The sequence below is a fragment of the Devosia aurantiaca genome, from assembly GCF_011058215.1.
Lineage (GTDB): Bacteria > Pseudomonadota > Alphaproteobacteria > Rhizobiales > Devosiaceae > Devosia > Devosia aurantiaca.
This window is the reverse complement of sequence record NZ_JAALFG010000005.1, coordinates 1-12229: the sequence shown is the minus strand read 5'-3', so window position 1 is coordinate 12229 and position 12229 is coordinate 1. Positions and strand designations below refer to the sequence as shown.

Genomic DNA, 12229 nt, shown 5'->3' with positions numbered 1-12229 from the left:
CATGGCGGAAATCGAACTCAAACATGTCGGCAAGAGCTATGGCCACGTCCAGGTGCTCAACGACATTTCGCTTGAAATGGCGAATGGCGAATTCGTCGTGCTGGTCGGCCCTTCCGGCTGCGGGAAGTCGACGCTCTTGCGGATGATCGCGGGGCTCGAGGACATCACGGCCGGCGAGATCACCATCGGCGGCAAGGTGGTCAACAACATGCCGGCCAAGGAACGGGACATCGCCATGGTGTTCCAGTCCTATGCGCTTTATCCGCACATGAAGGTGGCGGACAATATGAGCTTTTCCTTGCGGCTCGCCGGCACGCCCAAGGCTGAAATCAAGGCCCGGGTGGCGGAGGCAGCGGATATCTTAGGCCTCATCGACTTGCTCGATCGGCTGCCGCGCGAACTTTCGGGCGGACAGCGCCAGCGCGTGGCCATGGGCCGCGCCATCGTGCGCGATCCGCGCGCTTTCCTCTTCGACGAGCCGCTGTCTAACCTCGATGCCAAACTGCGCGTCAAGATGCGCGGCGAGATCAAGCGGCTGCATCAGCGGCTGGGCAAGACCATGGTCTATGTGACCCACGACCAGACCGAAGCCATGACCATGGCCGACAAGATCGTCGTGCTCAATGGCGGACGTATCGAACAGGCCGGGGCGCCGCTCGAACTCTACAACAATCCGGCCAACCTTTTTGTCGCCGGTTTTATCGGTTCGCCGGAAATGAACCTGTTCGAAGCCCGTTACGAAGGGGTGCAGCGGTCGCGCTGAAGGGTGGCCAGTCGATGCCGCTCGGTACGCCGCTCGACACTGCTGCGGGCACCGAGATCGTCTACGGCGTGCGCCCGCAGCACATCACGCTCGGGTCCGAGGGCGTGCCTGCGGAAGTGGTCGTGGTCGAGCCCACCGGCGACGCACAGGAAGTGCTGGCCCGTGTCGGCGGCGAGGACATTTCCATTGTCGTGCGCGACCACGCGCTGTTGTCGCCGGGTGAACAGATCAACCTCGTGATCGACCCGCAAAAGCTCTTCGTCTTCGACAAGGCAACGGGGCTTCGGCTGCGGTGAGTTTTGCGACGAGGCGCTTTGATCCCACCGCTACCGGACCCCTTGACGGCATTCGCGTGCTTGACCTGTCGCGGCTGATGGCTGGCAATATGCTGAGCCTCCAGCTGGCTGATTTTGGCGCAGACGTCGTCAAGATCGAGCCTCCCGAGGGCGACCCATTGCGCGACTGGAAGGACGACGGGCACTCTCTGTTCTGGAAGACCTATGGGCGCAACAAGCGCTCGGTCATGCTCAACCTGCGCCAGCCGTCGGCGATGGAAGCGCTTTGGCAGCTGGTCGATACGGCAGATGTCTTCATCGAGAATTTCCGGCCCGGCACGCTGGAGAAGATGGGCCTGGCGCCTGATAAGCTGTTGCAGCGCAACCCCGACCTGATCGTCGTCCGGATTTCCGGCTTCGGCCAGACTGGCCCGTATTCTCAGCTGCCGGGCTTTGGCACCATTGTCGAAGCAATGAGCGGTTTTGCCGATCGCACGGGCTTCCCGGATCGCGAGCCGGTGCTGCCACCCCTGGCGCTGGCCGATATGATCGCCGGCATCTATGGGGCGTCGGCGACGATGATGGCGCTTTATGCGCGCCAGACGGGCAGGGCGCGCGGGCAGGTCATCGACTTGTCCTTGCTGGAGCCGATGTTCTCCGTGCTCGGCCCGGAGGCTGCCATCCATGCCGTGACAGGCAAGATCAAGCAACGGGTCGGCAGCGCCTCCAACACGGCCTCGCCCCGCAATGTCTACCAGTGCGCCGACGGAAAATATCTGGCACTGTCCGGGTCGACCCCAGCCGTGGCCAGGCGCATTTTCGAGGTCATCGGCCGTTCGGACATGAACGGCGATCTCCGCTTTGCCACCAATTCCGACCGCGTGAAGAACCGCGGCCTTGTCGACGCGGCGATCGGCGCGTGGTTTGCCACCCGCAGCAGCGAAGAGGCTCTGTCGACGATGCGTGCAGCGGGCGCCACGGTCGGCCCGGTCTACAACATCGCCGATGCCATGGCTGATGAGCATTTTCATGAGCGTGAAATCATCGTCGATGCCGAGGATGATGGCTTCGGCACCCTGCCCATGCACGACATCGTCCCGCGCCTTTCCGAAACGCCCGGCATTTGGCGCCGGCAAGCGCCTGGCCTGGGCGAACACACGGCCGAGATCTTGCGCGAAGCCGGGATCGATCCACGCACTTTGGAAGCCCCATGATCCGCTCGCTGCTCTACGTCCCGGCGCATTCCGAGCGCTTTCTTGCCAAGGCGCATGAGCGCGGCGCCGATGCGATCATCCTCGACCTCGAGGACGCTGTTCCGGAAGATGCCAAGGATCAGGCACGAGAGCATTTGCTGGAGACCGTCAAAGCTGTCGGTCGCAACGGGGCAAGCGTCTTCGTGCGCATCAACAGCGGCGAAAGAGTTGTCGAAGACGCGGCTGCAGCATGCCGCGCCGGGGCCGCAACGCTGTATGTGCCCAAGGTGCGAAGAGCCGAAGACATTGTCGAGCTGATCGCTGCCCTGGATAAAGTGGGTGCAGAGACCGGACGGCCGCCGATCACCTTTGTCGCCCTGCTGGAAGATATCGGGGCGGTTCTGGATGCGCGTGTTATCGTCAAGGCGCCGCGCCTGCTCGGTCTCTCGGTGGGCGGCGAAGACCTGGCTTTGTCGCTCGGCGCCGAACCGACACCCGATGTGCTGCGGCTGCCAAAACTGCTGGTTCACTATGCCGCCAAGGAGCAGGGACTGCTCTCCTTCGGGTTGCTCCAATCCACGGCTGATTACTCGGACCAAGCTGGGGTCGGAGCCGCGGCGCGGGAGGCCGCACAGCATGGCTTTGACGGCGCCACCTGCGTCCATCCCAGTCTTGTTCCCATCCTCAACGCGGCTTTCAGCCCGAGCGCAGCGCAGCGCGACTGGGCCAATCGCGTGCTGCAGCGCGCAGCCGAAAGAGATGGCGCCTTCGAGGTCGATGGCCGCATGGTCGATGCCCCGGTGGTTGCCAGGGCTCGCGCGATTCTTGGCAAGAGCTGAAGTGCCCAGAGGCAGCCCCGCCGCGTCTAGCCCGTCTTGGACTTCAGGCTCGGCGCGTCGCCTTTGACGGCCTCCATCGAAACATGCGTGCTGGTATGGGCGATGTGGGGCAGGCTGCTGATCTTTTCGCCCAGAACCTCTCGATATTCGGCGATATCCTGCGTGCGAACCTTGAGCAGGTAGTCGAAGCTTGAAGCGATCATATGCGCCTGTTCGATCTCGGGAATGGCCTGCACCGCCTTGTTGAAGGCCGCCAGTGCCGCGTTGCGGGTATCGCTGAGCTTGACTTCCACGAAGGCGACGTGGGGCCTGCCCAGGCGCTCCGGATCGATAATCGCGCGATATCCGAGAATATAGCCTGCCTGTTCGAGGCGGTTGATCCGCGCCTGGCAGGGCGTTTTGCTGAGGTTCACGCGACGGCTGAGTTCCGCCACGCTGATGCGGGCGTCGCGCGCCAGCTCAGCCAGGATGTGTTGGTCGATCTGGTCTAAAGTGTCGTTATTCTTCATGGTGTAGGCGATCGTCCGCAATTGCATGCCGAATATAACGCGAAATGTGACCAGCGGCAGCCTGAAAAGGCGAAACGCCTGCAAGCGTTCTGGCATTGCTCAGGTGCCTTAGAAGGCATGCCATGGAGCGCTTCCTTGTCCGACATTGCTGATGCACGTCTCGCTTTTCGCGCCAAGAATCTTGCCGATGAGGCCAGTCTGGTCCGCCAGCTCATTTCGGAAACGGGCCTGACAGAGGCGGATCGCGAGGCCATTTCGACCCACGCGGAAACGCTGGTGGAAACGGTGCGCGCCGGCAATCGCCTCGGGCTGATGGAGTCGTTTCTCGCCGAGTACGGGCTCGCGACCGATGAAGGCGTCGCCCTGATGTCCCTGGCGGAAGCGCTTCTGCGCGTGCCGGACGCCCAGACTGTCGATGCGCTGATCCACGACAAGGTCGGTGGCCTCAACTGGGAAAGCCATTTTGGTGGCTCGTCGAGCGCGCTGGTCAATTTCTCGTCCTGGGCGCTGAACCTGACATCGGACGTTTTGGGCGAGCCCGAAGTCGGGCCAAAGAATGCGCTGCATCGCGCGGTGGCTCGGCTCGGCGAGCCCGTCATCCGGACGGCCGTTGCGCAAGCCATGCGGCTTTTAGGCAGTCAGTTCGTCTTCGGCCGTACCATCCAGGAAGCCATCAGCAATGCCCGCAAGCCCGAAGCGCTGGGCTATCGCTACTCCTACGACATGCTGGGCGAGGCCGCCCGCACCTCGGAGGACGCGGCACGCTATCTCGATGCCTATGCTTCGGCAATCGCGCGACTGGCGCCGCATTGCACCGCCAAGTCGGTGCGCGACAATCCGGGCATTTCGATCAAGCTTTCTGCACTCCACCCGCGCTATGAGGTCGCTCAGCGCAAGCGGGTCATGACCGAATTGGTGGCGGTCACGCGCCAGCTCGCGATCGCGGCCAAGAAGGCCAATATGGGCTTCAACATCGATGCCGAAGAGGCCGATCGCCTCGATCTGTCGCTCGATATCATCGCCGAAGTCCTGACGACGCCGGAACTGGCAGGCTGGGACGGTTTTGGCGTCGTGGTGCAGGCCTATGGCAAACGCGTCTTGCCGCTGATCGATTGGCTCGAGGCCACCGCCAGCGCTCTTGACCGGCGGATCATGGTGCGGCTGGTTAAGGGCGCCTACTGGGACGCCGAGATCAAGCGTGCGCAGGTCATGGGGCTGGATGGCTATCCGGTCTTTACCCGCAAGGCGTCGACCGACATCAGCTATCTTGCGGGCAGCGCGTCGCCTCTTTGCCTCGCCGAGCATCTATCCGCAATTTGCCTCGCACAATGCGCATACCGCGGCTGCCGTTCTGCATCTGGCGAAGGAGGCTGGACGCACGCCGGAAACATACGAATTCCAGCGCCTCCACGGCATGGGTGAGCGCCTGCACGATGTGCTGCGCACCACGGCCGGAACGCGCACGCGCATCTATGCGCCGGTGGGGGCGCACAAGGATCTTCTGGCCTATCTCGTGCGGCGGCTGCTCGAAAACGGCGCCAATGGTTCCTTCGTTTATCAGATCTCCGACGAGCACATTCCGGCGTCCGCCGTCGCCGAGGATCCGATCGGCAAGATCCTTGCTCTCGGTGAAGCGATCGCCAATCCGGCCATTCCGGCGCCGCAAGCGATCTTTGCGCCTCGGCGAAACTCCGCAGGGCTCGACCTTACCGATCCCATCGCTTTTGGCGAGGTGGATGACGCTCGTCATGCCTTCGAAAAAGCGCAGTGGCAGGCGCGCCCAATCCTCGCCGGACCGACAGCGATGCGCGGCGCCAAGCCAGTGATTAACCCGGCTGATCGGCGAGATCATGTCGGCAACGTGGCAGAAGCCGCAGTCGAGGATGTCAGTTTGGCCATCGCCGCAGCGAGGGGTTCGGACTGGTCACGCGTGCCGGTGGGCAAGCGTGCCGACCTGCTGCGCGCCACGGCCGACCTCTACGAGGCCAACCGCGCCGAACTGTTTGCCCTGCTGGCGCGAGAGGCTGGAAAGACTTGGGCCGATGCCGTGGCCGAGGTGCGCGAAGCGGTCGACTTCCTGCGTTATTACGCCGAGCAGGCCGAACAGCAGGCTCCAGCGGCTCCGCTGGGCGTGGTCGTCGCGATCTCGCCGTGGAATTTTCCGCTGGCGATTTTTACCGGCCAGATCGCTGCCGCTCTGGTCGCCGGCAATGCCGTGCTCGCCAAGCCGGCGCCGCAAACGCCGCTGATTGCCTATCGCGCGGTGCAGATGATGCACGAAGCAGGCATCGCCGCCGATGCCGTCCAGCTTCTGCCGGGCGGCGGGGAGGTAGGGCAGGCACTGGTTTCAAACCCGGCGGTAAATGGTGTCGTCTTCACCGGCTCGCTGCCGACCGCGCACAGCATTGATTGCGCGATGGCCGCTAATCTGGCGCCCACCGCACCCTTGATCGCCGAAACCGGCGGTCTCAACGCGATGATCGTGGATTCGACTGCTCTGCCTGAGCAGGCGGTGCGCGATATTCTGGCCTCGGCTTTCCAGTCCGCTGGCCAGCGCTGTTCGGCGCTGCGCGTTCTTTATGTGCAGGAAGACGCCGCCGAGCGCACCCTGCACATGCTGAAGGGCGCGATGAACGAGCTGCGGCTTGGCAATCCTTGGAATCTCGCGACCGATATCGGTCCGGTGATCGACGCCGCGGCGCGCGCCAAAATCCTCACGCATGTCGAGACCTATGCGCGGGCCGGAAAGCTGATCCATCAGCTGGCGGAGCCGGAAGAGGGCACGTTTGTGGCGCCCGCGGTGTTGCGCATTGCCGGCATCGAGGAGCTCAGCGAGGAAATCTTTGGACCGGTACTGCATGTCGCGACGTTCAAAGCGGCCGAGCTCGATGAGGTCGTCACCGCCATCAATGCCAGCGGCTACGGGCTGACCTTCGGGCTTCACACCCGGATCTCGTCGCGCGTGCGGCAGCTCTCCAGAAGCGTCCGGGCTGGCAATATCTACGTCAACCGCAACCAGATCGGTGCCGTCGTCGGATCGCAGCCCTTTGGTGGCGAGGGGCTGTCCGGCACCGGTCCCAAGGCTGGCGGCCCGCATTATCTCCCGCGCTTCACGCAAGGCGCACACGCTGTCGACCCGGCTGCGATGGTGATGCCGGGGCCGACCGGCGAAAGCAATGTCCTGCATTTCGGGCGCCGTGGTGTCGTGCTGTGCCTCGGTCCTACCGAGCAACACCTAGAGGCGCAGCAGGCGATGGCCGAGCAAGCCGGTTGCCGGCCGCTTCTGTCGACGCTCGAAAATGGTTTGGTTGAGACGTTCGATGCCGTCGCCTATTTTGGCGACGGGGCAGGGCTCAAGGCCGTTCGATCGGCGCTGGCCGCTCGTTCCGGCCCGATCGTGCCATTGCTAACCGCGGTAGATCAGGCTGGACTGCTCCTGCTCGAGCGCCATGTCTGCATCGACACGACGGCCGCCGGGGCAATGCCAGCCTGATGTCTCAGGCAAGCTGAGGCTTCACCGTGGCGTGACAGTGTTTGTCGGCCTGTAACTTCGGACGCATAGTGGGCGAACAAGCCGTTAGCCAATTCAGCGCCGAGGTCATCATGCCCATTCACCGCCGTTCCCTTCTCCTTGGGCTTGCCGCCCTGCCGCTCGTCGCAAGCCTGAGGCCAGTCATTGCCCAGGAAGCGCCGGTCGTCATTCCGTCGCCCGCGCAGGACCTGACCGAAACCGGCAGCACGGCAAAGGCCATTCTCGCCGGCGGCTGCTTCTGGGGCGTTCAGGGCGTGTTCCAGCGCGTCAAGGGCGTGACCAGTGCAGTGTCGGGCTATTCCGGTGGTTCGGCCGAGACGGCTACCTATGAGCAAACCGGTCGGGGCGACACAGGACACGCCGAGACTGTCGAGATCACCTACGATCCAGGCCAGATCAGCTTCGGCACGCTCTTGCAGATCTATTTCTCGGTCGCTCACAACCCGACGCAGCTTAATTACCAGGGTCCCGATCACGGCACGCAGTACCGCTCGACCATTTTCGTGACGAGCCCGGATCAGGAGGCGGTGGCCAAGGCCTATATCGCCCAGCTCGACTCGGCTGGGTTGTTCGAAGGGCCGATCGTTACGACGCTGGAACAGTTCAAGGCGTTCTATCCTGCCGAGCAGTATCATCAGGACTTCCTGACGCTGAACCCGGAATGGCCCTATATCGTCGTCCACGACCTGCCCAAGGTTGCAGCGCTCGAACAAATCTTCCCGGACCACTTCCGCGCCGACCCTGTGCTTGTCGGCACGCTCCCAGCAGCCTGACTCTTACTGTGGCCGCGGGCAGTCGCTCGCGGCCTTCTCCTTACCAAAGCACTTAGAATCGACTCGCTATTCGTTCGGAAGGACCGAATTCGACCTCGGCACAACCAACAAACCGACGCTTTCTAAGGGCATTTGTTTCAAAATGAGCCAATTGCGGGACATTCCTGCAACAGGTGCCTTCAAATGGTCACCGTGCGTTAGCCGAACCGCCCAATTTGGCGTTTGGCTCTCTTGTCAGGCCCAGGAGCTTGAGGCATCTATCGGCTCGACTACGGTTAACTCTATTGGGAGTGCAAGCATGTTTGTACGTTCTTTGGTTCTCGGCGTTTCCGCCGCAGCTCTGATGGTTGGTGGCGCTCAGGCCGCTGACCTCATCATCCCGACCACCCCGCAGCCGATCATCGCATCTGCTTCGGGCTTCGATTGGGAAGGCCTCTACGTTGGTGCCCGCGCTGGCGGTTTCTTCGCTGACGACATCGACGCCGCTGGCGTTATCGGTGCCGCTGTTGGCGTGAACTTCATCCCGGCCGACCCGTTCCTGGTTGGTGTTGAAGTGACCGGCGACTACGTTTGGGGCGACGACATCGTCGACCAGGGTCAGTTCTTCGCTAACCTCCGCGCTGGCGCAGTCGTCACCGACTCCGTTCTCGTTTACGCCCTCGGTGGCGTTGGCGTTGCCACCGATGGCGACGACAGCGTTGGCCTCTACCAGCTCGGTGGCGGCGTTGAGTTCGCTGTGACCGACGCTGTGTCGGTTCGTGGTGAAGTTGTTGGTATCGGCTCGTTCGACGACGCTGATGACGACTTCTTCGAAGCCGCCAAGGCAACCGTCGGCGTCTTCTACCATCGGATCGGCAAAGGCCAAACAGGGCATCCGCGCGTTGCGACCTGGTTCTGATCTGTCAAATTTATCGAACATCTAGCGTGAGGCAAAAATGATCATTCGCAAGCTTCTTCTCGGCGTTTCGCTCGCCGCCATTGGTTCGGTCGCAGCCTCTGCTGCTGACCTCATCATCCCGACTCCCGCAGCCGATCATGGAATCGTACGGCTTTGACTGGGAAAGTCTCTACGTCGGTGCCCGCGCCGGCGGTTTCTTCGCTGACGACATTGACGCCGCTGGCGTTATCGGCGCTGCTGTTGGCGTGAACTTCATCCCGGCCGACCCGTTCCTGGTTGGTGTTGAAGTCACCGGCGACTACGTCTGGGGCGACGACATCGTCGACCAGGGTCAGTTCTTCGCTAACCTCCGCGCTGGCGCAGTCGTCACCGACCCGTCCTCGTTTACGCCCTCGGTGGCGTTGGCGTTGCCACCGATGGCGACGACAGCGTTGGCCTCTACCAGCTCGGTGGCGGCGTTGAGTTCGCTGTGACCGACGCTGTGTCGGTTCGTGGTGAAGTTGTTGGCGTTGGCTCGTTCGACGACGCTGATGACGACTTCTTCGAAGCCGCCAAGGCAACCGTCGGCGTCTTCTACCACTTCTAAGATTGCAGTGTGGCGGGCTATGCTCGCCACTATCTAACTTGCAACCCAATGCGGCGGACCGAGCGATCGGTTCGCCGTTTTGGTTTTTGGCACAGCAAAAAGCAGAGTTATTCATGCCAAAGGCAGGTTGCCTTTGTTCACGCCAGCTTGTTACATGATGTTTTCGCTCATGTTTTCTTTCCCTGAAACGGTTGATGCTTAGTTCAATCCGTTGCCCATCACCGCCGTGTCGGTTCGCATGCCCCAATTGCATCGATTCCTCGCACGCCCATCGGCCGCTCTGGCCGTCTGAAAACTAGGCTGCCGCATGAACGATTTGCTCAGCGCTTACCTGCCGATTGTCCTCTTATCGGCCTTGCTGCCGTTATCGCCCTGGCTTTGCTGGTGGCGCCGTTTCTGGTCACTCGTGAAGGCCCGATCCGGAAAGGTTTCGGCCTTCAGCTGGATTCAGGCGCCCCATGCCCCTCATGAAGGTCGATGTCCGCTTTACCTGGTCGCTATCCTCTTCATCATCTTCGATCTTGAAGTCGCGTTCCTGTTTCCATGGGCCGTCGCATTCCGGGATGTGGGCTGGTTCGGCCTTCTGGTCGATGACATTCTCTCCTCATGTGAACATCGGCTTTATCTATGAATGGCGGCAGAGCCTTCGAATGGATTGAGCACCGCTTCTCCTCTGGTCACGTTGAAACACCGTGCTGATCCGGCACCAGGTCTGCTGAGCTGACGATCCGTTCTCACTGGCGTCACGAACCGCTTATAAGCTTCAGTGGTTCATTTTCTGACCGTGGCACAGCTCATCACCTGGGCACGCACCGGTTCGCTGATGTGGATGCAGACGGGCCTGTTGCGCCGTCGAAATGATGCAGATGTCGATGCCGCGTTACGACGTCGAGCGCTTCGGTGCTGCGCCGCGTGCGTCGCCGCGCCAATCCGACGTCTTGATCGTGGCTGGCACGCTGACCAACAAGATGGCGCTGCTCTGCGCAAGGTCTACGACCAGATGCCGGAGCCGCGCTACGTCATTTCATGGCTCCTGCGCCAACGGCGGCGGCTATTGCCACTATTCCTATTCCGTCGTTCGCGGTTGCGACCGCGTGCTGCCGGTGGACGTCTAGTGTCCTGCTGCCCGCCTGACCGCTGAAGCGCTTTACGGTGACTTGCCGCAAGATCTGCACCATCGAGCGCTAGGGGCAGGGACATGGATCAGGCCATTAGTTCTCGACCGCCTCAACGCGCACCAAGGCGAGCATATCACCACCACCTGGGTAGCGCGTCACTGATTTCGAGGTGGCCTTCGGACACGATCAACATCGAGCGCGACTCGATTGGGCCGAGGTCGCGCGCTTTCGCGTGACGATCCGCAGTGCCGCTTCATTGCCTTCCCTCGATGTTTGCGGTGCGGACTATCCGGCGCGCGAATTCCGCTTCGACGTCGCCTACCATTTCTGAGCCCGCACCTGAACCATCGCGTTCGCGTCAAGCTTCAGGCCGATGACGAAACGCCGGTTCCGTCGATTTGCGACATCTATCCCGGCGCAAACTGGTTCGAGCGAGAAGCTCTACGACTCTTCGGCGTGCTGTTCTCCGGTCATCCCGATCTGCGCGGATCCTTACCGACTACGGCTGACGGGCATCCGCTGCGCAAAGACTTCCCGATGACCGGCTTTGTCGAAGTCCGTTACGACGAAGAGCGCCGGCGCGTGGTCTACGAGCCCGTCGCGCTAGCCCAGAATTCCGCTCTTTCGATTACCTGTCACCTTGGAAGGCACGGATTACGTGCTGCCGCGACGAGAAGGCTAAGAACTGATGGCTGAAGTCGACGTTTCGCAACTTCACTCTCATTTTCGGCCCCGTGCACCCCTCGGCGCACGGTGTGCTGCGCATGATCCTGAACTGGCGAGCTTGTCGAGCGCGTCGATCCGCAGATTGCCTCTTGTGATCGCGTGGCAATTGTTGATCAGCCGATTCTATTCCAGCCTGGGCGATATTTGACCGTCTCTGATTACGCGGTACCGATGAACCAGGAATATGCTCATGCGATCACGAGCGCATGGTTGGGCATCGAAGTCCCGCGTCGTGCGCAGCTGATTCGGGCGTGCTTTATGCCGAAATCGGGCGCCTTTGGTCAACGATGAACGGACCACGCAGGCCATGGACATCGGCGCGCTGACGCCCCCGCTTTGGGGTTTCGAACAGCGAAAGCTCATGGTGTTCTACGAGCGCTCCGGCGCCCGCATGCACGTGGCCTACTTCCGGGTCCCGGTGGCGTCCATCAGGACCGCCGCAGGCTTGTCGACGACATCGAGTCGTTCTGCCACCAGTCTCCCAAGGCTTTGGACGACACTGACCAGCGGCTGACCGGCACCATTTTCGGCGCGCAATGTCGATTGGCGTCGCCGCTCGAAGAGGCCTCGGGGCAGGGGCTTCTCCAGATGGTCATGGTGCGCGCATCGGGCGCTGCCTGCAGAACTGCGCAAACCGCAGCCCGGACGCTGCGCTTCTTAGAAATGGAACGACATCTGATCAAAAGACCGCGACTGTTATGATCGCTACCTGGTCCGCATGGAAGAAATGCGCCAGGCCAACGAAATCATAGCCAGTGCGTCGCCAAGCTCAACGCACCAGACGGCACCCGATCATATCGCCGACGGCAAGGTCGTTCCGCCCAAGCGGCAGAAGCAGTCGATGGAAGCGCTGATCCATCACTTCAAGCTTTGGCTACACCGAAGCCGTCCCGGGCCGGAGAGATCTATGCCGCCGTGGAAGCGCTTTCTGGCAGTTCAAGTTATCCGGTGTCCGATGGCACCAACAAGCCCTATCGCTGCCATATCCGTGCGTCGGGCTTCGCCCATCTCAGCGCC

The 12229-nt window shown here is 62.0% G+C and carries 9 protein-coding genes and 4 pseudogenes; 12 read left to right on the top strand and 1 reads right to left on the bottom strand.

Annotated features, from left to right (window positions below; translation table 11 throughout):
* The first annotated feature begins 1 nt into the window (after position 1).
* The 3 genes and pseudogenes from G5575_RS17435 to G5575_RS17420 all read left to right on the top strand — a co-directional run bounded on the left by G5575_RS17435 (position 2) and on the right by G5575_RS17420 (position 3070).
* Positions 2-1059 (top strand): annotated as a pseudogene (locus G5575_RS17435) (ABC transporter ATP-binding protein).
* On the top strand, positions 1056-2252 hold the full coding sequence (locus tag G5575_RS17425) for a CaiB/BaiF CoA transferase family protein (RefSeq protein WP_164535438.1): 1197 nt from the start codon (positions 1056-1058) through the stop codon (positions 2250-2252). Before G5575_RS17435 ends, G5575_RS17425 begins: the two are co-directional and overlap by 4 nt.
* On the top strand, positions 2249-3070 hold the full coding sequence (locus G5575_RS17420) for an HpcH/HpaI aldolase/citrate lyase family protein (protein ID WP_164535437.1): 822 nt from the start codon (positions 2249-2251) through the stop codon (positions 3068-3070). The genes G5575_RS17425 and G5575_RS17420 overlap by 4 nt, the downstream gene beginning before the upstream one ends.
* Positions 3071-3096: 26 nt before the next feature.
* On the opposite strand, the gene G5575_RS17415 is transcribed toward G5575_RS17420, so the two are convergent.
* Positions 3097-3579 (bottom strand): Lrp/AsnC family transcriptional regulator, encoded by a 483-nt coding sequence (locus G5575_RS17415; protein WP_207633121.1) that lies wholly within the window; start codon positions 3577-3579, stop codon positions 3097-3099.
* 117 nt (positions 3580-3696) lie between these two features.
* Here G5575_RS17415 and putA point away from each other — a divergent pair.
* From putA to G5575_RS22425, 9 genes and pseudogenes are all read left to right on the top strand, one after another.
* Positions 3697-7089 (top strand): annotated as a pseudogene (gene putA / locus G5575_RS22430) (bifunctional proline dehydrogenase/L-glutamate gamma-semialdehyde dehydrogenase PutA).
* 93 nt (positions 7090-7182) lie between these two features.
* The gene (gene msrA, locus G5575_RS17405) at positions 7183-7884 is read left to right on the top strand and encodes a peptide-methionine (S)-S-oxide reductase MsrA (RefSeq protein ID WP_164534712.1); all 702 of its coding nucleotides are present in this window, start codon (positions 7183-7185) and stop codon (positions 7882-7884) included.
* A gap of 298 nt (positions 7885-8182) precedes the next feature.
* Positions 8183-8782, top strand: coding sequence for an outer membrane protein (locus G5575_RS17400; RefSeq protein WP_164535436.1), 600 nt, complete (start codon positions 8183-8185; stop codon positions 8780-8782).
* Positions 8783-8919: 137 nt separating this feature from the next.
* Positions 8920-9255, top strand: a complete 336-nt coding sequence (locus G5575_RS17395) for a hypothetical protein (protein WP_164535435.1) — start codon at positions 8920-8922, stop codon at positions 9253-9255.
* Between the two features lie 420 nt (positions 9256-9675).
* Positions 9676-10027 (top strand): annotated as a pseudogene (gene ndhC, locus G5575_RS17390) (NADH-quinone oxidoreductase subunit A).
* A 213-nt stretch (positions 10028-10240) separates the two neighbouring features.
* On the top strand, positions 10241-10483 hold the full coding sequence (locus tag G5575_RS17385) for an NADH-quinone oxidoreductase subunit B family protein (RefSeq protein ID WP_164535434.1): 243 nt from the start codon (positions 10241-10243) through the stop codon (positions 10481-10483).
* A gap of 210 nt (positions 10484-10693) precedes the next feature.
* Entirely contained in the window at positions 10694-11182 is a 489-nt protein-coding gene (locus G5575_RS17380) for a complex I 30 kDa subunit family protein (protein WP_407924880.1), read from the top strand.
* Positions 11183-11489: 307 nt separating this feature from the next.
* Entirely contained in the window at positions 11490-11726 is a 237-nt protein-coding gene (locus G5575_RS17375) for a hypothetical protein (RefSeq protein WP_164535433.1), read from the top strand.
* A gap of 183 nt (positions 11727-11909) precedes the next feature.
* Positions 11910-12229: pseudogene (locus tag G5575_RS22425) on the top strand (NADH-quinone oxidoreductase subunit D-related protein); the annotation flags it as partial.